The 24,830-nt window shown below is 56.2% G+C and carries 26 protein-coding genes, 1 tRNA gene and 1 pseudogene; 16 read left to right on the forward strand and 12 right to left on the reverse strand.

Annotation, left to right across the window (positions count from 1 at the left end; translation table 11 throughout):
- Window positions 1-418 precede the first annotated feature (418 nt).
- The 13 genes from CAG31_RS13595 (at window position 419) to CAG31_RS13650 (ending at window position 13,067) form a co-directional block, all read left to right on the forward strand.
- A complete protein-coding gene (locus CAG31_RS13595) occupies window positions 419-1,192 on the forward strand; it encodes an ABC transporter ATP-binding protein (protein WP_007939465.1) in 774 nt (257 codons plus the stop codon).
- 13 nt (window positions 1,193-1,205) lie between these two features.
- Window positions 1,206-1,952, forward strand: coding sequence for an ABC transporter substrate-binding protein (locus tag CAG31_RS13600; RefSeq protein ID WP_085581872.1), 747 nt, complete (start codon window positions 1,206-1,208; stop codon window positions 1,950-1,952).
- A gap of 78 nt (window positions 1,953-2,030) precedes the next feature.
- Window positions 2,031-2,726 carry an ABC transporter permease gene (locus tag CAG31_RS13605; RefSeq protein WP_085581874.1) on the forward strand — a complete coding sequence of 232 codons (696 nt, stop codon included), beginning with the start codon at window positions 2,031-2,033 and terminating at the stop codon, window positions 2,724-2,726.
- Window positions 2,723-3,412, forward strand: coding sequence for an ABC transporter permease (locus CAG31_RS13610; RefSeq protein WP_085581876.1), 690 nt, complete (start codon window positions 2,723-2,725; stop codon window positions 3,410-3,412). The genes CAG31_RS13605 and CAG31_RS13610 overlap by 4 nt, the downstream gene beginning before the upstream one ends.
- A complete protein-coding gene (locus CAG31_RS13615; protein WP_085581878.1) occupies window positions 3,393-4,628 on the forward strand; it encodes a methyltransferase in 1,236 nt (411 codons plus the stop codon). The genes CAG31_RS13610 and CAG31_RS13615 overlap by 20 nt, the downstream gene beginning before the upstream one ends.
- A 344-nt stretch (window positions 4,629-4,972) precedes the next feature.
- A complete protein-coding gene (locus CAG31_RS13620; protein WP_085581880.1) occupies window positions 4,973-5,788 on the forward strand; it encodes an FkbM family methyltransferase in 816 nt (271 codons plus the stop codon).
- Between the two features lie 76 nt (window positions 5,789-5,864).
- A tRNA-Thr gene (locus CAG31_RS13625) sits at window positions 5,865-5,940 on the forward strand.
- Between the two features lie 936 nt (window positions 5,941-6,876).
- Window positions 6,877-8,082, forward strand: coding sequence for an ABC-three component system protein (locus CAG31_RS13630; RefSeq protein WP_085581883.1), 1,206 nt, complete (start codon window positions 6,877-6,879; stop codon window positions 8,080-8,082).
- A 2-nt stretch (window positions 8,083-8,084) separates the two neighbouring features.
- Window positions 8,085-8,657, forward strand: coding sequence for an ABC-three component system middle component 4 (locus CAG31_RS13635; protein WP_218189824.1), 573 nt, complete (start codon window positions 8,085-8,087; stop codon window positions 8,655-8,657).
- Between the two features lie 2 nt (window positions 8,658-8,659).
- The gene (locus CAG31_RS13640; RefSeq protein WP_085581885.1) at window positions 8,660-10,639 is read left to right on the forward strand and encodes an AAA family ATPase; all 1,980 of its coding nucleotides are present in this window, start codon (window positions 8,660-8,662) and stop codon (window positions 10,637-10,639) included.
- A 269-nt stretch (window positions 10,640-10,908) separates the two neighbouring features.
- Window positions 10,909-11,814 (forward strand): putative phage abortive infection protein, encoded by a 906-nt coding sequence (locus tag CAG31_RS13645; RefSeq protein ID WP_139831355.1) that lies wholly within the window; start codon window positions 10,909-10,911, stop codon window positions 11,812-11,814.
- Between the two features lie 88 nt (window positions 11,815-11,902).
- Entirely contained in the window at window positions 11,903-12,337 is a 435-nt protein-coding gene (locus tag CAG31_RS28180) for a hypothetical protein (protein WP_139831354.1), read from the forward strand.
- Window positions 12,338-12,434: 97 nt separating this feature from the next.
- The gene (locus CAG31_RS13650; RefSeq protein WP_139831353.1) at window positions 12,435-13,067 is read left to right on the forward strand and encodes a hypothetical protein; all 633 of its coding nucleotides are present in this window, start codon (window positions 12,435-12,437) and stop codon (window positions 13,065-13,067) included.
- A 394-nt stretch (window positions 13,068-13,461) separates the two neighbouring features.
- On the opposite strand, the pseudogene CAG31_RS28685 reads toward CAG31_RS13650, so the two are convergent.
- A pseudogene (locus CAG31_RS28685) lies at window positions 13,462-13,743 on the reverse strand (helix-turn-helix domain-containing protein).
- A gap of 443 nt (window positions 13,744-14,186) precedes the next feature.
- On the opposite strand from CAG31_RS28685, the gene CAG31_RS13660 reads away from it, so the two are divergent.
- Entirely contained in the window at window positions 14,187-14,462 is a 276-nt protein-coding gene (locus tag CAG31_RS13660; RefSeq protein WP_085581891.1) for a DUF3077 domain-containing protein, read from the forward strand.
- 57 nt (window positions 14,463-14,519) lie between these two features.
- Here the strand turns inward: CAG31_RS13660 and CAG31_RS13665 are convergent, their stop codons facing one another.
- From CAG31_RS13665 to CAG31_RS13675, 3 genes are read right to left on the reverse strand one after another with little or no spacing between them, the layout of a single operon-like run.
- Window positions 14,520-15,230, reverse strand: coding sequence for an SDR family NAD(P)-dependent oxidoreductase (locus CAG31_RS13665; RefSeq protein ID WP_085581893.1), 711 nt, complete (start codon window positions 15,228-15,230; stop codon window positions 14,520-14,522).
- A 33-nt stretch (window positions 15,231-15,263) separates the two neighbouring features.
- Window positions 15,264-15,908 (reverse strand): DsbA family oxidoreductase, encoded by a 645-nt coding sequence (locus tag CAG31_RS13670; protein WP_085581895.1) that lies wholly within the window; start codon window positions 15,906-15,908, stop codon window positions 15,264-15,266.
- Window positions 15,905-16,123 (reverse strand): 4-oxalocrotonate tautomerase family protein, encoded by a 219-nt coding sequence (locus CAG31_RS13675; RefSeq protein ID WP_085581897.1) that lies wholly within the window; start codon window positions 16,121-16,123, stop codon window positions 15,905-15,907. The genes CAG31_RS13670 and CAG31_RS13675 overlap by 4 nt, the downstream gene beginning before the upstream one ends.
- A gap of 345 nt (window positions 16,124-16,468) precedes the next feature.
- Between CAG31_RS13675 and CAG31_RS13680 the strand changes: the two genes are divergently transcribed.
- Window positions 16,469-17,395 (forward strand): LysR family transcriptional regulator, encoded by a 927-nt coding sequence (locus CAG31_RS13680; RefSeq protein WP_085581899.1) that lies wholly within the window; start codon window positions 16,469-16,471, stop codon window positions 17,393-17,395.
- Here CAG31_RS13680 and CAG31_RS13685 read toward each other — a convergent pair.
- The 7 genes from CAG31_RS13685 to CAG31_RS13710 form a co-directional block, all read right to left on the reverse strand.
- Entirely contained in the window at window positions 17,312-17,629 is a 318-nt protein-coding gene (locus CAG31_RS13685; protein WP_085581901.1) for an AzlD domain-containing protein, read from the reverse strand. The genes CAG31_RS13680 and CAG31_RS13685 overlap by 84 nt on opposite strands.
- Complete coding sequence (locus tag CAG31_RS13690; RefSeq protein WP_085581903.1) at window positions 17,608-18,324, reverse strand: AzlC family ABC transporter permease; 717 nt, start codon at window positions 18,322-18,324, stop codon at window positions 17,608-17,610. The genes CAG31_RS13685 and CAG31_RS13690 overlap by 22 nt, the downstream gene beginning before the upstream one ends.
- A complete protein-coding gene (locus CAG31_RS13695) occupies window positions 18,321-18,698 on the reverse strand; it encodes a GNAT family N-acetyltransferase (RefSeq protein ID WP_085582221.1) in 378 nt (125 codons plus the stop codon). The genes CAG31_RS13690 and CAG31_RS13695 overlap by 4 nt, the downstream gene beginning before the upstream one ends.
- Before the next feature lie 79 nt (window positions 18,699-18,777).
- Entirely contained in the window at window positions 18,778-19,524 is a 747-nt protein-coding gene (locus CAG31_RS13700) for a 2OG-Fe dioxygenase family protein (protein WP_085581906.1), read from the reverse strand.
- A 33-nt stretch (window positions 19,525-19,557) separates the two neighbouring features.
- Window positions 19,558-19,734 (reverse strand): hypothetical protein, encoded by a 177-nt coding sequence (locus CAG31_RS28580; protein ID WP_176243866.1) that lies wholly within the window; start codon window positions 19,732-19,734, stop codon window positions 19,558-19,560.
- Window positions 19,735-19,754: 20 nt separating this feature from the next.
- Complete coding sequence (locus CAG31_RS13705) at window positions 19,755-21,041, reverse strand: OprD family porin (RefSeq protein WP_085581908.1); 1,287 nt, start codon at window positions 21,039-21,041, stop codon at window positions 19,755-19,757.
- Between the two features lie 298 nt (window positions 21,042-21,339).
- Window positions 21,340-22,008, reverse strand: coding sequence for a DsbA family protein (locus CAG31_RS13710; protein WP_085581910.1), 669 nt, complete (start codon window positions 22,006-22,008; stop codon window positions 21,340-21,342).
- Window positions 22,009-22,265: 257 nt separating this feature from the next.
- Here CAG31_RS13710 and CAG31_RS13715 point away from each other — a divergent pair, with 257 nt between their 5' ends.
- Window positions 22,266-24,356 carry a TonB-dependent siderophore receptor gene (locus tag CAG31_RS13715; protein ID WP_085581912.1) on the forward strand — a complete coding sequence of 697 codons (2,091 nt, stop codon included), beginning with the start codon at window positions 22,266-22,268 and terminating at the stop codon, window positions 24,354-24,356.
- A 119-nt stretch (window positions 24,357-24,475) separates the two neighbouring features.
- Here CAG31_RS13715 and CAG31_RS13720 read toward each other — a convergent pair whose 3' ends face one another.
- On the reverse strand, window positions 24,476-24,688 hold the full coding sequence (locus CAG31_RS13720) for a hypothetical protein (protein ID WP_085581914.1): 213 nt from the start codon (window positions 24,686-24,688) through the stop codon (window positions 24,476-24,478).
- Between the last annotated feature and the right edge of the window lie 142 nt (window positions 24,689-24,830).

Consider the following 24,830-nt stretch of genomic DNA (forward strand, 5'->3'; position numbering starts at 1 on the left):
GGTTTTCAGCCTGACCGGACAGTCATCGCAACCCCTTGAGATTACTGGCCTTTCGCCAGAGCGTTACCCTGCGACTCACTTTTCAAACGAACGGGCGCACCAGAAACACACTGAAAAAGTGTGTGTTGCACAATAAAAGGGCGAATCCGCAACGTTCGGCCGGTTAGCGCTTCCAACACCCCGCCAAAGGTGGCAACATCGCGCCTTTTTTTACGCGACACCCACGGGAATCCGCGTTCAAACACCCGTTCGGTTGTTGATGGGGCGACAGTCTGCTGCGCCGATGCGACAACCTGCCACACGCCATCCGTTTACCGCCCGAAGCGCTGTTGGCTGCCATTGAAACGCTATGCTAGCTTGGCCGCCTCGCCAGGAAGGCCACCCGACAGCTGGAGCGCAACACATATGAGGAACGCACATGGCTGAGGCCACGCCCGCGCTTGAAATCCGCAACTTGCACAAACGCTACGGACAGCTTGAGGTGCTCAAAGGCATCTCGCTGACCGCCCGTGACGGCGACGTGATCTCGATCCTGGGTTCTTCCGGTTCCGGCAAGTCCACGTTCCTGCGCTGCATCAACCTGTTGGAAAACCCGCACCAGGGCCAGATCCTGGTCGCCGGGGAAGAACTCAAGCTCAAGCCCGCCAAGAACGGCGAACTGGTTGCCGCCGACGGCAAGCAGATCAACCGCCTGCGCTCCGAGATTGGTTTTGTGTTTCAAAACTTTAATCTGTGGCCGCACATGAGCGTGCTCGACAACATCATCGAAGCCCCGCGCCGCGTGCTCGGCCAGAGCAAGGCCGAAGCCATCGAAGTGGCCGAAGCCCTGCTGGCCAAGGTCGGCATCGCCGACAAGCGCCACGCCTACCCTGCGCAGCTGTCCGGCGGCCAGCAACAGCGCGCGGCCATCGCCCGCACGCTGGCGATGCAGCCCAAGGTGATCCTGTTCGACGAGCCCACCTCCGCCCTTGACCCGGAAATGGTCCAGGAAGTACTTAATGTCATCCGCGCACTGGCCGAGGAAGGCCGCACCATGCTGCTCGTCACCCATGAGATGGGCTTCGCCCGTCAGGTCTCCAGCGAAGTGGTGTTCCTCCACCAGGGCCTGGTAGAGGAGCAAGGATCGCCGCAGCAGGTGTTCGAGAACCCGCTTTCGGCGCGCTGCAAACAATTCATGTCCAGCAACCGCTAACGGAGCTACCCGCATGCAGAACTACAAAAAGGTCTTCCTGGCCGCCGCCGTCACCCTGGCCTTCAGCGCCGGTGCCATGGCCGAGACCCTGAAGATGGGCATCGAGGCGGCTTACCCGCCGTTCAACAACAAGGACGCCAGCGGTAACGTGGTCGGCTTCGACAAGGACATCGGCGACGCCCTCTGCGCCAAGATGAAGGTCGAGTGCAGCGTGGTCACCTCCGACTGGGACGGCATCATCCCGGCCCTGAACGCCAAGAAGTTCGACTTCCTGATCTCGTCGATGTCGATCACCGACGAACGCAAGCAGGCGGTGGACTTCACCGATCCGTACTACTCCAACAAGCTGCAGTTCATCGCGCCGAAGGACAAAGAGTTCAAGACCGACAAGGACTCCCTCAAAGGCAAAGTGATCGGCGCCCAGCGCGCGACCCTGGCCGGTACCTTCATGGAAGACAACATGCCGGGCGTCGAGGTCAAGCTGTACGACACCCAGGAAAACGCCTACCTGGACCTGACCTCCGGTCGCCTGGACGGCATCCTCGCCGACAAGTACGTCAACTACGAGTGGCTCAAGAGCGACGCCGGCAAAGCCTACGAATTCAAGGGCGACCCGGTGGAAGAAAGCGACAAGATCGGCATCGCCGTGCGCAAGAACGATCCGATCCGCGAGAAGCTGAACGCCGCGCTGAAGGAAATCGTCGCTGACGGCACCTACAAGAAGATCAACGACAAGTACTTCCCGTTCAGCATCTACTGATCCTGACCGGCCGGATCGGCGCCGCCTGCGAGCGGCGCCGGTCCCCGGCCTTGCCTGCCGCGATTTGAAAAGAATTCCATGATTATCGACCTCTACGGATTCGGCCCGGCGCTTGCCGCCGGCGCGCTGATGACCGTCAAACTGGCGCTCTCGGCCCTGTGCCTGGGGCTGGTGCTCGGCCTGCTCGGCGCCTTGGCCAAGACGTCCCCGTACAAGCCCCTGCAATGGCTGGGCAGCACCTACTCGACCCTGGTGCGCGGCGTCCCGGAACTGCTCTGGGTGCTGCTGATCTACTTCGGCACCGTCAACGCCATGCGCGCCCTGGGCGAATACTTCGGCAATCCGGAGCTTGAGCTCAGCGCCTTCGCCGCCGGCGTCATCGCCCTGGGCCTGTGCTTCGGCGCCTACGCCACGGAAGTGTTCCGCGGCGCGATCCTCGCCATCCCCAAGGGCCACCGTGAGGCCGGCGTGGCCCTGGGCCTGTCGAAATGGCGGATCTTCACCAAGCTGATCATGCCGCAGATGTGGCGCATCGCCCTGCCGGGCCTGGGCAACCTGTTCATGATCCTGATGAAGGACACCGCGCTGGTGTCGGTGATCGGCCTGGAAGAAATCATGCGTCACGCGCAGATCGGCGTGACCGTCTCCAAACAGCCGTTCACCTTCTACATGGTGGCCGCCTTCATGTACCTGGGCCTGACGGTGCTGGCGATGATCGGCATGCATTTCCTGGAAAAACGCGCCGCACGCGGCTTCGCGAGGAGCGCTCAATGAACTGGGACGTCATCATCAAGTGGCTGCCGAAACTGGCCCAGGGCGCGACCCTGACCCTGGAGCTGGTGGCCATCGCCGTGATCGCCGGGCTGCTGCTGGCGATTCCGCTGGGCATCGCCCGCTCGTCGAAGCTGTGGTACGTGCGCGCTTTGCCCTACGCCTACATCTTCTTTTTCCGCGGCACGCCGCTGCTGGTTCAGCTGTTCCTGGTCTACTACGGCCTGGCGCAGTTCGACGTGATCCGCAACAGCTCGATGTGGCCGTACCTGCGCGATCCGTTCTGGTGCGCCACCGCCACCATGACCCTTCACACCGCCGCGTACATCGCCGAGATCCTGCGCGGCGCGATCCAGGCGATCCCGCCGGGCGAGATCGAGGCGGCGCGGGCCCTGGGCATGTCCAAGCCCAAGGCGCTGTTCTACATCATCCTGCCGCGCGCCGCGCGCATCGGCCTGCCGGCCTACAGCAACGAAGTGATCCTGATGCTCAAGGCCAGCGCCCTGGCCAGCACCGTGACCCTGCTGGAACTCACCGGCATGGCCCGCACGATCATCGCCCGCACCTACCTGCCGGTAGAGATCTTCTTCGCCGCCGGCGTGTTCTACCTGGTCATGGCCTACGTGCTGGTTCGCGGCTTCAAGCTGCTGGAACGCTGGCTGCGCGTCGATGCCTGCCAAGGGCGCTGACGCTGCCCACGTGCTGACGGGCGAGGCCCTCCTCGCCCGGTTCACGGCACTGGATGCCTTTCTCACCGCCCATCAAGCGCTGTGGAAACCCCGCCCGTTCACCCATCTGCACCTTCCTTGGGAAACGTCCCACCCGGAGCTGGCCACTTGGCTACGCGGCCGCTCGCTCGAAGATGCGGAAAACGCCCACAACCACCCTGCCGACCTGCTGAATGCGCCGGAGCCGTTCGCCTCCCTGGCCGCGCTGTCGCTTGAGCTGAGCGCGGTGGGCGAATTGCCGGGGCATGCGCTGGAGGCGGCGGGCCATCGGCTCAACGTCGATGTGCCGGGGCGCAAGTGGCAGCAGATCGAGGCGTTCGCCAGTCGCCTGTCGTTTGCCTCCAGGCCCGTGCATTGGCTGGACTGGTGTGCCGGCAAAGGGCATTTGGGAAGGCGCCTGCTGGGGGCCGAGCAACAACTCACCTGCGTGGAATACGACCCTTCGTTGGTCGCCAGCGGCCAGGCACTGAGCCAGCGTCATCATCTGCACGCCTTGCACGTCGAACAGGACGTGCTGGCCGCCAACGCCGCAACCGTCCTCGACGCCCGCCACACCCCGGTCGCCCTGCACGCCTGCGGCGATCTGCATGTGCGACTGATGCAACTGGCCAGCGCCGCCGGCTGCAAACACATGGCCATTGCGCCGTGCTGCTACAACCGGATCCGTCTGACCGAGTATCAGGCGTTGTCCACAACGGGCCAGCGATCCGTCCTGCAACTGTCGCTGGAAGACCTGTCGCTGCCCATGAGCGAAACCGTCACCGCTGGCGCACGCGTCCGCCGTCAGCGCGACACCTCCATGGCCCGGCGCCTGGGGTTCGACCTGTGGCAACGGCAGCTGCGCGGCGTCGATGAATACCTGCCCACCCCGTCCCTGCCCAGCGCCTGGCTGGACAAACCCTTCGCCGACTACTGCCGCGACCTGGCCACGCTCAAAGAGTTATCCACAAGCGGCGAGCCGGACTGGCCGGCCCTGGAAGCGGCGGGATGGCAGCGGTTGGCCGAAGTTCGCAACCTGGAACTGCTGCGCGGATTGTTCCGACGGCCGCTGGAGCTTTGGCTGAATTTGGACCGGGCACTTTTCCTCAGCGAGCAGGGTTACACCGTGCGCCTCGGCACCTTCTGCGACACCCCGCTTACGCCCCGCAACTTCCTGCTGCTGGCCGAACGCACCTGACGTCACACAGCCTGTGGATAACTCTGTTGATGGATTGGCCGTGGATCCAATATCCACGCCTGTTTCAGGGGCGAAACAGCACTGGTCATTTTTTGTTCACATGAATAAAAAACCTGTAAAACAGGGATTTGCGGCCCAAATGAGAACCCGTCCACAAAACCCTGCCTGAACGCACGCCCCCTCTGCCGTGTTGTGCATAAGCCCCCAATCAAAAGGACATAACCGCCGAATCCCGGACGCCCGGCACAGGCAATTGCACCGGCCGGGCACCCTTGCTATACAAGGTCACTCCGTTCCGGTGACGCACAGACCAATAAGAAAAACCTGACAGAAAGGAATCGACTTTGACGTTCATTTCCTACGCCGAGAATTTCGAAGACGTTCGCCTGTGGCGGGCCCTCAAGCATTGCGAAACCGGCTTCTACATCGACGTCGGCGCCAATGACCCGATCCAGGATTCCGTCACCAAATCCTTCTACGACCACGGCTGGCAAGGCATCAACGTCGAGCCGGTGCAGGACTACTACGACGCCCTGCGCCAACACCGCCCGCGAGACATCAACCTGCAATGCGTGGCCACCGACCAGCCGGGCGAACTGACCTTCTACAGCATCCCCGACACCGGCCTCTCCACCGCCGACCCCGCCGTCGCCCAGGCGCGCAAAGACCTCGGCATGGACGTGCGGACACTCACCGTCAACGCCCGCACCCTGACGTCGATCTGCGAAGAACACGCCGCCGACCGGCCGATCCACTTTCTGAAGATCGACGTCGAAGGCCACGAAGAAACCGTCCTGCGCGGCATGGACTTCACCCGCTTCCGCCCGATGATCATCCTCATCGAAACCCCATGGGAACGCGACCACACCTGGGAACACCTGGTGACCGGCGCGGGCTACCAGAACGTGCTGTTCGACGGCCTCAACAGCTACTTCCTGGCCAACGAACACCTGCCCCTCAAACCCGCCTTCGACCTCCCGCCCTGCAACCTCGACGGCTTCCGCCTCTGCAAGGGCCACAAACTCGCCCACCCGCTCAACACCGACCTGGAAACCGCCCTGCAACGCGCCGAACACGCCGAAGCCCAACTGCACACCCTGCAGAACAGCCGCACCTGGCGCACTGTACAAAAACTGCGCAACCTCCTGCGCCGAGCCTGATCCGCCGCCCGCGCAAAAATAGTCAGAATTCAGGGGTTTACAGAACCCGCCCAACCGCTATAATCGTCGCCCACACGCCGGTATAGCTCAGTTGGTAGAGCAACTGACTTGTAATCAGTAGGTCCCGGGTTCGATTCCTGGTGCCGGCACCATACACAGTGAAGCCCCTGCAGAGATGCAGGGGCTTTGTTGTTTTTGGGGGTTGGAAAAATCTTCTGTTGTGGATGGTTGTTGTGTTGACTGTCTATGCCCCTTGCTCTCATGTCCGCTCTAGAGTTGCGGCACTAGCAAACACATCTGTCACCTTTTCTCAATGTGATGGATGCTATTACACATATCGCGCAAGTGCGCCAGATACACCGTAAGCAACCTATCCGCTTGGCCAAATCTTGCGCCAGCCTGTGCCCATCTCTTTCTTCTGTAAAGAGACGGGCACTTCTACCACTGCTGCGGCCCTGTTCGCACATGGATTTGCGGCATGCCCCCTCGTGACAATTGGCGTGACAAACGCCGATGTCACCAGTAACAACCATGTAGATGATGGTGACGCAGACCAGGGAATGGACTGCACCTGACTGACAGTCAGGCATGCCCCTGTCATCTCATTGCTGCTTTCACCCGGCTCAGGATCTTCAGGCGCTGGTTTCGTCAGCCAGTGCTAGCTCCACCCGCCCACCGGTAACGGTGTTAAGGAGGCCAGATCATGAGATGCCCTCGCTCCCAGACGTAAGGAGCCGCCAGTTCCGCGTTAGAGAACATCCCCACAGCTCGCAGGGGTCTTGATCCCTGATTACACTCAGCATTCTTGGCTGGATGACGTGGGGTGCTGTAGCGATGGTGCTGCTGTTAAAGCCTGTAGCTGCGTCGCTGCAGTGATGGCATTATGCTTTTAAACTCCAACGAGCTCCTACTTTTGGAATCTCAAGCAACATAGTTAGCCTTGAGTACTCATCCTTGGCGAGACAGCTAGAGACCCGGTGGCTTTGACCTTGGAGCAAATGGAATCGTGGGGTGATTCGCCAAACCGAGCGAGTGAGGGTTTACCGCTATCCCCATACCTCTAACAACAGGTAATAAGGAATTTTGAAATGAGCATGATTGATTGGGTCAGAAGGGAAAACAAACCCAATGTTATCCTGTTTGTACACGGACTGAAGGGGGGAATTGAAACATGGTCTCATGATGAAAATACATCTTTCCCTAGTTTGTTAGCCTCTGAGCCTCAGCTCGCTGAACATTACGACATTGCGTGCTTTAATTACTTCACCACATTCACAACTACATATGGCGTTTCAAAAAGCTTTTTCTCAAGAGTTTTTGGCTCCTTAAATAAACTCAGAAAAAACTTACCGATCACTGAGCTTGCCGAGCTACTTCGCACTGAATTTGAAGTAAACCTAAGCGATTATAGTCGAGTAATAATTATCGCTCACAGCATGGGCGGGCTTATATCAAAAGCTTGCATACTTGGACACCTAAAAGAAACCCAAGCAACCTCTGTAAAAGGCTTCATATCTCTTGCCGTACCCCATTCAGGGGCAAAAATAGCAAATATCGGATCGTTGATCTCCTCTAACGTTCAACTGAAAGATCTAAGTGTACTAAGCGATGCCGTAGACCAGTTCAGCAGAGATTGGCTGAACGCAACGAACCCGCCTCCCGCAAAATACATCTACGCAGCACATGATTTAGTGGTTGACAAGAAAAGTGCTCTCGCTATCGAAAGCCAGAAAAAAGATTCTATTGCAGTTGACGAAGATCACTTTAGCATCTGCAAACCAAAAAGCCAAAACGAAACAGTATATAAAGCGGTCATAAAATACATAACGGAATTTCATTCACTGTATAAAGAACCACTGTTAATACACAAATTCGAAGACAACAACCAGTATGATGATCACTTTTTCGTTCTAAAAATGGTAATTGCGGAAGTGCATGAAGCGATTACCGGCCATGCAAAGGGCTACTTCTTCAACGCTGAGGAAGCACGCAAGATATTTACCAGCGACCACGACAAAAAACTTCTCGAGGTGCTTTATAGCAAAGTGAGAGAAGTCTATCAGCAAGAATACGAGTACCACATTGCTAATGCGACAACAGCAGACCAATTTGTGTCTAGCGTGCATTCGAAGATCATGAGCGAAGATAACGGATATCTAAAGTCGCTGCTTACCGATTTAGATAGTGTGCATAAAAAAGGAATGATACATCAATTAGCGAACAAGGGAGATACCACTGTCGTTTGGTCATCAAAAACCAAGCTTGACACCTTGCTCGACAAGAAAGGAGTTTAGTATTGAATACTTCACTTCCTTACATCTCAATCGATGATGACTTTAGCCTTAATCTTTCCTTAACTGCGCTAATCATAGAAAAGCTAGGCATGAATTCAAAAAAAAATGCAGTCTTAGATTTTGAAAAAATTCAAATTTTTCTTTATTTAGTAAAAAATCCATCAAAAATAAATATCATACTAAAACTTGCAGACAAAAAATTTACACCAATCAATACGCAATATACCTTTACGATTGAAAGCCTATCGACAAACGTCGATATTCTTTTTGATCGAGGGAAGTTAAAATATCTCATCAAAGAGCTTGCTGCCCGCGGAATGTTAATTTGTGAGAAAGCTAAAAGCCAGGACTCCATAAAGTACTTACTAAGTGAACAAGGGAAGGCATTCGCAAAGGGTTTGGAAACACAAGAACACACGAACCCACTCAAGACCTTAAATGCTACAAGTACCCAAACTACCACATCACATTATTTCTCAGCAGCAGCGGAAGTAATAGCGAGCCTATCGGCCCTGCAGTCCCAGACCAATAGCAAGCTAAACTCTTATTTGAATGCTACATTCAAAAGGATTTGAAAGTGAAACCAAACATTAGCATCAACAGCTTAAACCTTGTTGGCCATCGCAAAACTTACACTATACCTTTTTTCCCGGGTGTGAACATCATATATGGTGATTCCGACACAGGGAAATCCAGCATCCTGGAGTTCATTAGCTATCTACTTGGAGCAAGCAAGATAGAGCTGGCAGATGAAGTTAAATCTTCAGTCAGCTTTGCAGCATTAGAGCTAGAAATAAACAATATACAATACACAATCAAAAGAAATATATACGACTCATCTGAATACATAGAAGTATATCCATGTATTTTCAGTAAATGCAGTGAATTTTTCCCTAAAAAATACTGCCCAACCTTTGTAGACTCGAACGCGCCTGACGGTTTCTTCTCAGATTTCCTTCTGGATAGTTTAGGTTTCCCAAAGGTCAAAATCAAAGTCTCACCTTCCAAAGCAAATTCGGATGTTAAACGACTAGGTTTTCGGAGTCTATTTAAGTATGTGTACGTCAATCAAGATGACGTGGGCAGTAAAAGCTTCTTAGACCTGAGCAACAACTGGGTTAAAGCAACAAGCAATCGAGAAGTACTAAAATACATATTCAACGTACTCGACTCAAGCATCACCGAAATTGAGGTTCAAATATCTGAGCGAACAAAAGAAAGTAACAGCCTACTTCAGAAATACAATTCCGTCTCTGAATTTCTGAGGGAAACAGATTATGAAAGCCGTGACTCGATAGACGACGCCATCACAGAAATTGAACAAACAATAACCGTACTCGAAAAAGAACTCGAAGTAGTCAATACGACTATGACCTCCAATTCGCAACATCATAGCGAATTGAAATCAATATTCAACGAGCTTGCGTTGAACGAAAAAAGAGCATCTCAGGAAATCTTTAAAACTCGCGAGCAAATCGAAAAGTATTCGAGATTAAAAAATGACTACGAGAATGATATCGCGAAAATCAATAGCATTATTATTGCGCAAACTAGAATTGGTGAGACCGCGATAACAGTCAATCCATGCCCAGTATGCGATACACCTTTAACACCTTCTACTGTAAGCGAGCATTTCAATCTTACTGAAATAGATTCTTTAACGGATGAACACAATTCACTTCAGAAAAAGAAGAAAAGCATTCAGGCGCTGATAGATGAACTCGCGCAGAAGTGCAGAGAGCTATCTCAGGAGCAGGCAGCATATAGAGATGACCTTGACCGTGCGCGTGAGATGATAGACACCGAAGCTAAAGAAATGATTACACCATTTCTTACTCAACGAGATACATTAATCACGCAAATTGCGTCTAGCAAGCAAGAAAAAAATCAGCAAATCGGAAACATCCGCATCCGAAATCAGCAGCAAAAAATCCACGACGCGTATACTCATTCGCTACTAGCAATTAAGCAACTTCAGGAGAGACTTGCAGAGCTTAAACTATCAGCACCCAGCATTGCTGAGGTTTTAAACAAGCTCAGCGACTACCTGAAAAAATATCTTAATACTGTCAATATCAAAAGGCGAGAAGGAATTAGTATCAGTTCAAAAAGCTTCGCTCCTGTAATCAGGGATCGGGACTACATTGACATCACATCCGGGGGATTGCGAACCATTGCATCTGTGGGGTTTATGCTTTCACTACTTGAGTACTCCATCGATTCTGAAATCAATCACCCAAGGTTTCTGATGATTGATACTGTTGGTAAATATCTTGGAAAAACAACCAAAGACAAGTATGTCGCGCAGACAAGCCATACAGCTGATGAACAAGAAGGAATATCTGACCCACTGAAATACCAAAATATGTATGAGCATATTCTCGAGATTGCTATGAAGGCGGAGAAAAAAGAAGTACCGTGCCAGATAATTCTTGTTGACAATGATGTACCCGAAACTTTCGTAAATCGGTATAAAGCGTTTATTGTTGCGCATTACAGCTCTACAGGGGACGATGGTCTGAGCGTTGGTTTGATTGATGACATTGAAAATAGCTAAACCACAGAGATCAGATTCTTTATTCCTGGACAAGAAAAGCAAGAAATGGGGACAGATTTATTTTCCGGTGCTGGTTGATGCACAATTAAATAAATCCGCCCCCCTTTTTCCAGAAAATTGCAATTGCAACAGAGCTTGCAGGAGTTGAATAGATTTAATGTGCTTTTAGCATTAGCGATAATTCGTTCAAGTCGCATCACTCGCTCACTGGTACAGGTTAAAGCCTGCCCGTTAACCATATGCTACACTGCACAAGGAGGCGCAACAAATTGAAACTAGAAGAAAAGCTTGAGAGTATAACCCCTCGAGCTTTAGTCAAATGGATAGCTTGGATACTGGGGATTGCAACAGGCCTCTTCGGCGTTGTGCTCGCCTTGTATTTTATGGAATTCAACAACGGGTTCAGCAATGAAAATTCAGACTGGGGGACATTTGGAGACTTCCTCGGCGGGACATTAAATCCCATATTTGGCTTTTTAAGTCTGATTGCGCTTTTATTAACAATCGTATTACAAAGCAAAGAGCTTGAGTCAACCAGAATCGAGCTTGAGCGATCCGCATCTGCGCAAGAAAAGACCGAAGCAGCGCTAAACAAACAATCCGACACACAAGCAAAACAGCAGTTTGAAAACACTTTCTTTTCGTTACTCGACCAACACAACAAAGCTCTCGAAAAAATATCTACACCAACTGGAAAGTATACAGACAGCCGATCAGACTTAGACATGGTAAGACTTTCCGTATTTTCGGAAAAGAACTCAAATCTGCAAGACGCGAAAAATTCGCTAGAAAAACACAATGGTATTTGCGGTCACTATTTTAGAGTCTTATATCAAGTCCTAAAATTCATTGCCACAAACGTGCCTGACGGAAATATTGGCTCAGAATTCAGTCAAGACACAATATCCAAATGCAAGCTTGCACCAAGTGAGAAAATGTACAGCAATATTGTAAGATCATTTCTCAGCTATGACGTAACCCAACTCCTAGCCATTAACTGCTATTGTGCAAACAGCTCCGACACCTACTGGAATTTTAAGTTACTTATCGAGCGCTACTCATTCCTTGAGCACATGCCATTCAAAATCAAAGAAAATGATCATGTGCTATTAGTTTCCACCAAGGAGTTTTATGAAAAAAATGCTTTCGGGCGTACCCAGTTCAGAATCATTTAGAAAAACATAACCAGCATCATCGCTCCCGGAAAACTTAGCTTTCTGCAAGATTGGAAACTTAACTTTTAGTATTCAGGAGGTACCACAATTGGGCAATGAACGCTTCGTAAGGTGGCAAGGACAAACTATCAGCCAGCTCTCTACTGCCCTCGCCTTGTTTTCTGGCCTATCCGTGGGAGGCCTAGGCTTTCTCTTTTCTCTTCTGCGTGATGCTTCATTTAAACCCACAGGAATACTCGCTTTACTATTTCTACTCGCCATCCTATCGCTGCTTGTTGCTTCTACTTCTGGCTCTGCAGCCGTGGTAACACGACTGCTTGACTTCCGTCTTACAGCTCAAAAGTTGCGCAAGACGAATAATGAACCGCTAACACTATTTGGCACAGACGCCTCAGGGTATGGCAAAGCTACATGGATATTGTTCTGGGTTCTCTTAGTGTCCTTCACTATCGGCATCTTATTAAGCAGCGCCGTAATAGTAACCTTTTATCTAGCCCGCATGTTTTGCGCCATTGCCCCCTAAGGATTCGCCCCAAACCCTCTAACTTAGCCAATCGGTTAGCCTGCAGCCATGCCTTTGGCTACTTGTTAGCTTAATTATTATGTCTAAAGGTGATCCTGTGCCACTCAGCCAAGAAGCGCATCAATTTCTGACAAATGAAATGTGTATAGACATCCAAGATTTGACAGAGAAGATCAATAGTTTAGATTGCGACAGCCAGGTGCGCGACGTTTATACAATGATCGAGAACTTCTTTATCTCTTTAAACAAAGAGGATGCCGAAGAGGAAATCCAGAGAATCTTTTTAAATTACGAGCACCTGTTTGACAATGAACATGCTTACGCACTCATCGACCCAATTCGGCATGCATTTTCTGGATTTGCGTACGGAGGGCTTCTCCAACTCTTCACTAGACAAGAGAACGAAGCATGGTACCCAAGAGTACTTTTAACCACAGAGCTAAAGCCTAACGACATCGCAAACCTTGAGGAAACTATTGAAATTTACCGAGGGTGCAGCATGAACGAACACATAATCCAGAAATATGGCCAATCTTGGTCTACCTCTAAGGATGTAGCTGAACAATTTGCTTATTTCCACTATCAAAATCAACCATGGTTTTACCTCCAAGACCGCGTAGTACTGCAGTCCAAAGTTCCCAGGACAGCTATTTTCTACTCTAACCAGGAATGTGAGTTCGAAATTGTGGTAAACGTGAATTTACTAGGCAAAGTTCGAGTATGCCCATAACAATTCGCTCAACTATACAAACTCAAGAGCTACGCTTACCTTGCCGATAGAGGCTTTTAAGCAACTATACCTGAGTCGTTTACTGCTGCTTAGCATAGTTTGAGAGGTGCCCCATTTACTCAAGCACAACATTCTGCCGCGCCTCGAGGGCAATAGATATTAATTTGACCCTGCCTGCGTCCATTTAAGATAGAATTAAAGCTAAAGGATAGTTTTAGATATACATAACCCAACGCCAAAAATTAAATTACTATAAAACAAGTGCATATGTATATCTTCGACTCCTGGTGCCGAAGCCCCTGCAGAGATGCAGTGTCACATTTCGTCCCAACCTCCAGTCATCGGCAACCGGATCGCCAGTCTCTAATCGGAACAGTTCATAGACGAGTTCATCTCAGGATGGCTGCAAATCCCGCAATGCTTCGGGGTGCTGACTAGCGACACGCAGCAAAATCTGTGCTGCACCAGTAGGCTATTACGGCCCTGCTCCCGATCCTGAAATATCCGCAAACTCACTCCGATCAGTTTGGCAACCGCGCTCTGCGATAAGCCCACCTTCCCATGCCCCAGCGACCGCCGTAAGCGGCACCTCAATGACACATGCATCCCTCGCCGCCTTCATCTCACGCACAGAATCCAACAGGTCTTGCTGAAACCGCTCCAATTCACCCGTCATTCCCGACCTTCTCCTTCAATTACTCCGCGACCCAACCTGAGAGATCTATCCCCCAAGACATCACCCCACCACCATTTAGCCACGATTGCACTCCCTCCACCCCCAAGCTACCGTCAACCCCGTCGCCACCAACCCAGCGACCGGGCCTGAGAACCCGCGTAAGATACAGGCGCACCAGCGCCCCCAACCCACGTTTGCCGGCGCTTTTTTGTGCCCGTATTTCCGTGCAATGGCGGCTGTGCGTGGGAGACCTTCGGGGTCTGCCGGGTTCCTGTATCTCCGGTTTCTCAGCCTGCGCATAGCTGCCACCCTTTTCGCCTGAGAACGAAATAGGCAGCCCTCATTTGATACAGGGAGTTTCACAAATGAATGCCATCGATCCGTCCAAGCTCCACACACCGGTCATCCCTCTCCACCGCCCAGCGAACGGTAGGTGAAGCCCAATGACCCACTCTCAAGACCTGAAAACCCTCGGCCTCACCCACTTTTCCTTCCACTCGAACCACGCGCTGTTCCGCACCAACGCCGGCGTCCCGGTCACTACCGCCCTCTCCCACGCCTCGCAGCTTCTCCACATATCCCGATTGCTGATTGCGGACACCTCCGCCGCGCGTGATCCTGACCTACGTTCCTGCGCTTCGCAGTATTTGCAGGAGTTGAGCAAGGCGTTGATCGATGACGCAGTGAAAGTCCTGGATTCGCCCAAGCCAAAACCCTGAACCGCGTCCATAAAAAAGCCCTCGCATCTCTGCGAGGGCTTTGTGTTTCAACCGCACTCAGTGCCCGGCGCTCTGCCCCCCATCCACATGCAGAATCTCGCCGGTGACGAACCCCGCGTTTTCGAGGTAGACCACCGCCTGCGCGATGTCCTCGATTTCGCCCATGTGCCCGACCGGGTGCAGGCTGCCCAGCGCCGCGTGGGTTTCTTCGCCGTGCATCGGGGTCTTGATGATGCCTGGCGATACGGCGTTCACGCGGATCCCGCGTTTGGCGTATTCGATGGCCAGGGATTTGGTCGCGGCGTTGAGGCCGCCCTTGGTCAGTGAGGCGAGGACCGAAGGGACGCCGTCGATGGCGTGGTCGACGAGGCTGGTGGTGATGTTGACCACGTGGCCCTTGCCCTGTTTTTCCATTTCGGCGATGGCCAGTTGGGTGATGTAGAAGAAGCCGTTGAGGTTGACCGACAGCACCGCCGCGTAGTCTTGCGGGGTGTAGGCGGTGAACGGTTTGGCGACGAAGATGCCGGCGTTGTTGACCAGGGTGTCGATGCGGCCGAAGCGGGCCACGCCTTCGCTGATCACGCGCTGGGCGGTGGCGGGGTCGCCGATGTCGCCGGCGATGGTCAGGATCTGCGGGTCGTTCGACGGTTTGATCGAGCGCGAGGTGGCGACGATGTTGTAGCCCAGTTCGCGGAAGGCCTTGACCATGCCTTCGCCCAGACCTTGGGATGCACCGGTGATGACGACGGTTTTTTTCGAGCTGCTCATGATGGATTCCTCAATGATAAAGACGGTGTTCAATCAGGCCTTGGCCAGTTGTTTAAGCATCTGTTCGTAGTACTCGACCGATTGCGAACCGGACACCAAGTGCGTGCCGTTCAGAATCAGTGCCGGCACCGAGTTGATGCCGTGTTGCCGGTAGAACGTTTCGAGCTGGCGCACTTCGCTGGCGAACTCGTCGTTGGCCAGCACCTTGCGGGCCCGGGCCGCATCCAGTCCCGCTTCGGCGGCCAGTTGCACAAGGGTCGGCCGGTCGCTCGGATTGGCGCCGTCACGGAAGTAGGCGCGCAGCAGGATCTTCTTCAGCGCGATCTGCCGCCCCTCCTGCGCCGCCCACATCAGCAGGCGATGGGCGTCGAAGGTGTTGTAGAAGTGCGTGCGCTTCTCCAGGTCGAACTCGAAGCCGATGGCCTGGCCGCGTTCGATCTGCATCCGTTTGCCGGCGGCGATGTCGGCAGCGCTGCGCCTGTACTTGCGCATCAGGTGCTGCTCCGCCGGTTCGCCTTCGGCGGGCATGTCCGGGTTCAGTTCGAAGGGCTTGTAGGTCAGCTCCACCGAGACTTCGCCAGCCAGGTTGGCGATGGCCTGCTCCAGCGCCGTCGCCCCGAGGGCGCACCAGGGGCACACCACGTCGGAGACGAAATCGATGGTCACGGTCGGGGTCATGACTGGCCCCGTTCCGCCAGCTGTCGGCGGTACTCGGTGGTGGTGATGCCGGCGTAGCCCCAGTTATCGGTGTCGACTTCCTCGATCACGATGTGGGTCAGATCCGGGCGTTTGTTGAGGACGCGTTCCAGGGTTTCCGTGATTTCGGCGATCACCTGGGCCTTCTGTTCGGCGGTGACGCCGTCGCGGGTGATGCGGACGCTGACGAATGGCATGACGACTCTCCCAGTGACCTGGCCTCGGGATGGGGTCAGGTGTTGGAGCTCAATTTAGGCGTGCGGCGGGAGGGGAAAAAGTAGGGGTGGGGTACTTCATTTGTGAGGTGGTGTAATGAATAGCCAAACGGGTCTCGGATCCAAACACCGTTTTTTTTGACCCCAATCACCCCCACGTCATCAAAAACCCCGATCCTCTGTCAGCCTCCAGCCATCGGCGGGGGCATCAATTCGCTACTAATTGCGCGACAACTATGCTCAGGTACAGGAATATAGCCGGCAGATGGCGCCGGACCGGCGGAAACGTACACAACAATACCCAGCCCACATCAGAGGGCATTACCCATGGATAGCAGAACCTTACGCAACCTCATGCGCATCGTGCAGACCGGCTCGTTGTCGGCCGCAGCCGAGCATTCGTGCCTGACCGTGCAGGCGTTGGCCGCGCAGTTGAACAAGGTCGAAGAACAGTTCGGTTTCCGCTTGTTTCGCCGATCCAACAAAGGGCTGACGCTGACGCCGCAGGGCACCGAGCTCACGCCTTACATGGACCGGGTGCTGATCGCCACGCGCCAGATGGAAGAGAAAGTCGAAACGCTGAAGGCGCCGGGCCAGCGCACCCTGAAGGTGGCGCTGAACACCACGCTGGCGCCGGACTTCAACCGGCGGATGATCGGACGCCTGATCGAGGTGTTTCCCGATTACCAGATGGAATTCAGCTACGCCGAGTCGATGGAAAACCTCAGCAAGCTGAAGAACGAGGACTTCGACCTGGCGGTGCTGATCGGCCCGCAGCGGCCGGGCCTGCCGAGCCTTGTCCTGCCGGACGTGCAGGTGCAGGTGGTCGGTGCCCATTGCGGGCAGGAGAACGATCCGCTGACGTTGCTGGGCAACAAGTTTCAGGTGCGTCCCGCAGAAGATTGTCCGTATTCCCACAGCTTCTTGCGTTTTCTCGACGCGGGGCTGGGCAATCACGAGAACGGCCAGCGCATGGTCTATTCATGCAGCGAAACCCTGACCCTGTCGCTGATCACCCAGATGGACGGCGTCGGCATGGTCTCGCGCGAGGCCGCGCAGAAGAACGGCCTGACGATTTTCCCCGGGTTCGAGGATTTCCTCGAAGTGCGCCTGGCGGTGAACAACCCGGACCTGTCCGGCCAGGCGCTGAACGAGGTGGTCGATCTGCCGCTACATGAACGAGCCGAGCGCAATGTACGCAGCCGTCCCAACCGCCACACTGAGAAAGAGGTTTTTGCTGAAATACGCACATAACAACGTCGGAATCGCGGCATAGAATTCCGGGCGGTCGAGCTGTATGCGCTGATCCTTGATCAACAAGGGAGTCAGGCTGATCGCAGCGACGATCGCCACCGGCAGGTACTCCAGCGCACGCGCCACGAAGGGCGGCCAGTGCTCGGTGTTGACCTGCAGCGGCAGGGCCCGCGGCAGGAAGGTCACGGCCATCATCAGCGCCACCACCAGCATCAGGAACGTTTGGTCAGGCATACACCCACCCCGCAACCCACAAACGTGGCGATGAAAACGTTGAACGGCGAAGTGCCCACCAAGCTCAGTGCGCCCATGCACAGCACGGCGGCCAGGGCGGCGACGAGTTTTTTCCGGGTGTTGCACAGCGAGACCAGCACGTAGAGCATCATCGCGGTCAGGGCGTAGTCGAGCTGGTACTTGATCAGGTGCGCCGCGTACTGCGCGCAGACCGCCCCGAGCAATCCGCCAAGCACCCAAGAGGTGTGGCAGAACAGGTTGAAGCCGATCAGGTAACGCACGTTCACCGGTGCGCCGTTGCCCAGCTTCACGCTGTGGAAGGCGAACGATTCGTCGGTCAGCCCGCCGGCGTAGCACCAGCGCTCCATGCGGCTCAGGCCCAGCGCGCGCAAGGCCTTGGCCATGTACACCGACATCAGCATGTGCCGCGCGTTGATCAGGAAAGTGGTCAGCACGATGGTGGTCAGCGACGCCCCGCTGCTGATCAGCGCCAGCGCCGCGAATTGCGAAGCCCCGGCATACACGAACAGGCACATCGCTACCGGCAGCCAAAGCGGCAGCCCGGCGTTGACCGCCATCAGCCCGAACACGAACGACACCGTGAAGTAGCCGGCCACCACCGGGCTGGCTTCGGCGAACGTGCGCGACGGCTGACGGTCGGCCATCAGCGGCGCACTGCCGGACGTTTCATTCATAGATCCCTCTCGTAAGTCCGTTCGCCGTGAGGTTCGCAAAAACCCTGGGCCGTCCAAAAACGCTTGCCCGCGAGGTTAGCATCGTCGACGAACAGAAACATCCGCAGCACGCCGACACGCTTCATGTCGGACGACGCCGCCTCCACCAGCCGCTGCCCGACGCCCTGGCTGCGGTAGCGCAGGCTGACCGCCAGGTGGTTGATGGTGCCGCGGCTGCCGAGCATGCCGCCGAGCACCGCGCCCACGATCTCGCCTTCGACGTCGAAGGCCAGGTACGCCGTGGTGGTCTTCTGGATCAGCACGCCGCGCAGGCACTTGGCGTCCTGCCATTCGCAGAAGGACACTTCGTCGAACTGGCGGAAGAAGCGCTCCATGCGCTGCGCATCCTTGGCGGTGGCGCGTCGCAGCACCACCGGCGTCGAGCATTCGACGCCGTCGATTGGGGTGATCTGATTAGCGAACAATGTCGAAAGCGGTCCCGGGCCGCGAGAAGGAAATCGCCAGAATCTGCCGGTAAGCCATGGCGCTCGAATGGGTGTTGCGCGCCGGTGTCACGTAGTGGCGCATGTCGCGGTCGAGGAAGTACGTGGTGTCGAGGATTTCCTGGTAGGTGGTCGACGCCAGTTGATGCTCATGGATGTCGTACAGGCGGCTTTCGGCGCCGTCGACGTTGTTGCGGCCCCAGAAGTGCACGCCGCTGAACGGGTAGCCGTCGCAGTGGATGCCTTCCGGCGTGATCTCCAGTTGCTTGCCGGGCTTGATCTCGATGCGGATCTGGTGGATCTGGCACTGCCAGATTTCCTCGTGCAGCTCTTCCGGCAGCACGTTCTTGTACACCTCGAAATCAGTGTCGATCAGACTGCGCATCACCGGCGAGGTGATGACTTCATCGGAGAAGTCCTGGAAGTGCCGCACCACGCCGCCCACGTAACTGTTGTTGGCCTTGGACTGCACATACGCGCGGTGTTCCAGCTGACGCAGTTCACGGGTCTTGGGGTTGTATTCGAAGTCGCTGTAGCGACGGTAGCGCATGCCGGCGTCGGCCTGACCGTAATAACTGTCAGGTTCCATGTTTTCCCAACTTTTGGTCAGTCTGACGAAGTCGGCGAAATGACCGTAGAGATTGAAGTCACCACCCTGGACGTTGACATACTTGTCGCGCCGTAGCGATTCGCCCACTTCTCTGTTCAAAACGATCATTACCAAATTCTCCGTTGCATTGAACGCCCTAATCTAGAGGGTGGAGAATTTGCGTCCATGAGAAAGAATTTCAGGCATTTGAAGCCCTGTTTGAAACGGCTTTTGAAGCACCTTCAAATGCAGTTTGAAGGGGTCGAAAAGCGTCTTTTTCGTCTTTTTCATCAAAAACAGGCCAAAAAAAAACCCCGAACCGGTCGGGGTTTTTTCCATGCCTGCAGCTTAAGCGATCATCAGAAGATGTTGATCGGGTAATCCACGAACACACGCACTTCGTTGCCGCTGACGTTGTACTCGCTGGACTTCTGCGACACGCGCAGGATCGAGCTGCGCAGTTTCACGCTGAGGTCCTTGGCCGGGCCGCTCTGCACCACGTACTTGAACTGGTTGAAGATTTCGCGCTCGGTGCCGCCTTCGCTGGTGGAGGTGGTGATGTTGTCGCCACGCACGTACGCGAAGTTGTAGCTCAGGCCCGGCACGCCGAAGGCGCCGAAGTCCAGGCCGTAGCCCAGCTGCCAGCTGCGTTCGTCTTCAGCGTTGAAGTCCGACCAGTAGGAGTTGGCCAGGTAGATGGTGTTGCCGCCGTCGCCGACGCGGCCTTGGCCTTTCTGGTAGCCGCCGTAGGCGTAGCCCAGGTTGCTGTCGCCGGTGGAGCGCTGGTGCGCCACGGTGAACGAGTGGGGACCTGTGGCGAAGGTCGCCGCCAGGCTCCAGATCTTGTTGTCGTCGCCGGTCGCGCCGCTTTCGCGGACGTAGGAGTCGTCCAGCTTGGTGCGGTAGCCGTTGAAGTCGAAGGTCAGGGACTGATCCTTGTCGATCGGCAGCACGTAGTTGGCGTTGATGTACTGCTTCTTCAGCACGTCTTCGACGTCGGAAGCGTACAGCGCACCCTTGAAGTGCTCGGTGAACTGGTAGCTGCCGCCCAACACGTTGATCGACTTCAGGCCGCCGCTGTCACGGCCTTCGGCGCTCTTGCGCGATTCGGCGGTGAAACGGCCGGCGTTCAGTTCCAGGCCTTTGATCTCCTTGGAGGTGATCAGGGTGCCGGTGTAGCTTTCCGGCAGCAGGCGCGAGTTGTCGTAGTTCAGCACCGGCAGGGCCGGCATCTGGTCACCGTAGGTCAGCACGGTGTTGGACAGACGGAATTTCACCGCCGCGCCGCCCTTGGACAGGTCGTCGGCCGCGTTGCCGCTGTCGCCTTGCTTGAAGAAGTCGATGCCGCCGGCGCCGCTGCGGCCCTTGCCGCCGTCCAGACGCAGCGCGTACAGACCGAAGGCGTCCACACCCACACCGATGGTGCCTTGGGTGAAGCCGGACGAGAACGTGCCGATGGCCGCTTGGCCCCACTCGGCCTTGTCTTTGTTGCCGTCTTTGTAGTCACGGTTGATGTAGGCATTGCGCAGCAGCACTTTGAGGCTGCTGTCTTCAACAAAACCCTTGGACTCGGCCTGGTCGTTAGCCATGGCCGAAGTGGCGCTCAACATCCCCAATGCGATCAGACTGATCCGCTTGTTCAACATTTTGTTTTCCTTATTACGGGTTGAAACGCGCTGTGTCGAACGGCTGAAACGGCGCTATCGCACTCTTTTTTCATCCCGGAACAAAAAGGCCCGCCCACGGCAAAGCCGTAGCGGGCCTTCTTATTGTTCTTGAGTCATGGCGGTTGGCCACAGGCGTTGGGCCGAATCGTAGCCGTGCCCTGAACAATGTGTCAATTTCAAGAATCGTCTGTAAATAGGCAAAAATCGTCTAAAAAACGTAATTTTTGCGATAGCGGCGTGCACGGAAATGACAGCGATCAGGGATTCCCTGATGCGCTCAAGCGCAGCCGTCGAGCCCGCAGACCGGCAAGGCCTGCGCAGGTGCAGCACTCGGCAGGGACTCGCCCAGCCATTGGGCGAAGGCCTGCGGCTTGCCCACCCACGGGCCGATATCGAACAGGGTGAACTGCCCGTCCTGCTCCAGCGCGAAGGTCGGGAAGCCGTTGCCGTGCAGCGTCGCCAGCAGTGCGCGGCTTTCCTTTATATGGCGCACGGTATCGGCGGACGCGAAAGCCGCCCGGAAAGCGGCCGGGTCGTAACCCAGCCCGGCCGCCAGCTCCACCAGCACGGCTTCATCGGCGATCCGCCGGCCTTCCACGTAATGGGCGGTCTGCAGGCGGCCGAGCAACGTCAGGCCGCGCCCGTCCAATTGTTCGGCGGCCATCACCGCGGCGATCGGCGGGGCGGAGTCGAAGACCGCCGAGTGATCGCGCAGCAGCCCCTCGAAGTACGCCTCGCCGAACGGCTGGCCGGTGTACTCGGCGATGCGCCGGTCGTGGGGCATGACGTAATTGCGCAGTTGCGGCGAAACATTCTGGCGATTGGCGCCGGTCATCATGCCGCCGCCGTGGGGCACCACCGGCAGCACCTGCTGCGCGGCCTGAACCAGGGGTTCGGCGCCGTAGCACCAGCCACAGAGCGGGTCGTAAATGTAGTGAAGGATCATCGGAAACTCCGGCATCAAAGGTGGGAAAAATCGATGGCGGCAGATTAGTACTCCAGCGGTTGTCGAAAAACGCCGGAATCGCGTTCAGTCTGTTGCCTGAATCGGTCGAATGGCGGGCGGAACGGGTTTGTATCAATCCCGAAATAAATTGAAACAATCAATCAAAGGAACTTATTAACGAATCATTAACGGAGGCAAATGCAAAGCATTACCATTCACGCGCTCAGATTCCTCCACCCTTTCGGATGCGCTTTTCAATGCCTGCCCCGTTCCGTCTCACGCCCGTCACCCTCGGGCTTTCCGCCGTCCTGTCCTCCGGTTTCGCCTACTGCGCGACCGAATTGCCCGCCACGTCGATCAGCGCCGAATCGCAAGTCGACGACCCGCGCGTGAAAGTCAGCAGCACCGCCACCCGCACCGCCACGCCCGTGCGCTACGTGCCCCAGGCGATCGACTCGGTCAAGACCGCCAACGTCGCCGACTACGGCACCAACGACCTGGGCGACGCCCTGAGCGGCATCCCCAACGTCAGCAACGGCGGCGACACCCGGTTCGACAGCCTGCGCATCCGCGGCTTCGACGCCAGCAACGACTTCTACCTGGACGGCATCCGCGACGACAGCCAGTACAAGCGCGACCTGCACAACATCGAGCGCGTCGAAGTGCTCAAGGGCCCGGCCGCCGTGCTCTACGGCCGCGGCAGCCAGGGCGGGATCGTCAACCGGGTGAGCAAGGCGCCGGAAGCCGGCCGCCGCTCGACCATCGAGGCCCAGGGCGGCAGCGAGGACCTGCGCAGCCTGTACGCCGACCTCAGCACCGACCCGAGCGAGAACATCAGCCTGCGCCTGAACATGGGCAACATGGACGAAAACAGCTTCCGCGACGGCGTCAGCGGCAACCGCCAGCTGTTCGCCCCGTCGATGAGCTGGCAACTGACGCCGGACCTGAACTGGCTGGTGCAGTACGAATACAGCCGCTACAACCGCACCCCCGACCGCGGCATCCCGGGCATCAACGGGCGCCCGGCGGACGTCGGCCGGGACACCACCTACGGCAACGACCACGACTTCATCGACGACAAGACGCAATCCTTGCGCTCGCGCCTGAGCTACGAACTGAGCGACGACTGGCAACTGCGCCACACCCTCGGCGTGTTCAAGCTCGACAGCGACTTCGACAACACCTACCTCACCGGCTTCGACAAGAAGACCAACAAGGTCACTCGCCAGCACTGGCAGCAGGACCTGACCACCCGCAACATCTACAACAACCTTGAGCTGGAGGGCGGCTTCGAAACCTTCGGCCTCGAGCACCGCCTGCTCACCGGGCTCGAGACCGGCAGCCAGCGCCGCGACCCGACGCTGTACAACGCCGCCACTTCCGGGCGCGGCAGTTCGCCGGTGCCGGGCCTGGACCTGTACAACCCTGACCGCGACCTGCGCCACACCGGGCGCATGCAGGTCTCGAGCAGCAGCCACACCGAAGTCGAAAGCCGCGCCGTGTACGTGCAGGATCAGTTGCGCCTGAACGATCAATGGCAACTGCTGGCCGGCCTGCGCTACGACACCTTCGACATCGAGTCCACCAACAAGCTGCGCAACATTTCCGAAGACCGCGACAGCCACAGCACCAGCCCGCGTTTCGGCGTGGTCTGGACGCCTTTGCAGAACCACTCGTTCTACGCCTCGTGGACCAAGACCTTCTCGCCGGTCGGCGGCGGCCTGATCGGCATCACACCGGGCGCGTCGGGCAACGGCAACGACCTGAGCCCGGAGCTGACCAAGCAGAAGGAAATCGGGGTCAAGAGCGATTGGCTCGACGACCGCCTGAGCACCACCCTGGCGGTCTACGAGCTTGAGCTCTACAACCGCCGCACCACCGACCCGAACGACCCGACCCTGACCGTGCTCAGCGGCCTGCAGCGCTCGCGCGGGATCGAGCTGACCGGCACCGGCAAGATCACCGGCAACTGGTACGTGCGCGGCGGCGTCGGCGTGCAGGACGCGACCATCGAGAAGGACAACAACGGCCTGGAAGGCAACCGCGTGAACAACGTGGCCAAGCGCAACGGCAGCCTGTTCCTGACCTGGAAACCGGAGCTGGGCTGGTACGCCGAAACCGGCCTGACCCTGGTCGGCCAGCGCTACGCCGATAACGCCAACACCACGGTGCTGCCGGGCTACGGCCGCTGGGACGCCCTGGCCGGCTACCGCCACAAGGACTGGGACGTGCGCGCCGCGCTGAACAACATCACCGACCGCGAGTACTACTCGTCGGCCACCAGTGCATTCCAGATCCAGCCGGGCGCGCCGCGCAGCCTGGTGGTCACCGGCACGTACAGCTTCTGAGCATCGGGTCGCCGGTGTGCCCTTCGGGGCATTTCCGGCTGACCCGCCGCCATCGCCAGCAGGCAAAAAAAAGCGCCGCCCTCCCGGCAGCGCTTTCACCTGTCCTTAGTCGTTCTTCTTTATCCTTCCATCACATCCCACAACGCTTCCAGTTCCGCCTCGCTGAACAGGCCAGCGGGGTAACGCTCGATCATCATCCGGCGCGGATCAGGTTCCCTGATCTGACGCGTTCCATTGGATTTCAACCAGTGCGCGACAATCTGGAGCGACTCAGTGTTTACAGCCATGGGATGCAACGTCCGCTCGCTGATTACGTTCACTTCGGCGTTCATTTCAGCGCTCTCTCCCCGTTCGTGAGCGGCTAAGTTATCCAAGGTTTATGACAGAACCGTTGAAGTTCTCCCCCCTCCCTAGTGCGCCATGAGCGATACAAGAGCTATGCCAAATTCGGAAAATCGCCGACCGGCGGCCATA

The sequence above is a fragment of the Pseudomonas sp. R25(2017) genome (assembly GCF_002112565.1).
Lineage (GTDB): Bacteria > Pseudomonadota > Gammaproteobacteria > Pseudomonadales > Pseudomonadaceae > Aquipseudomonas > Aquipseudomonas ekonensis.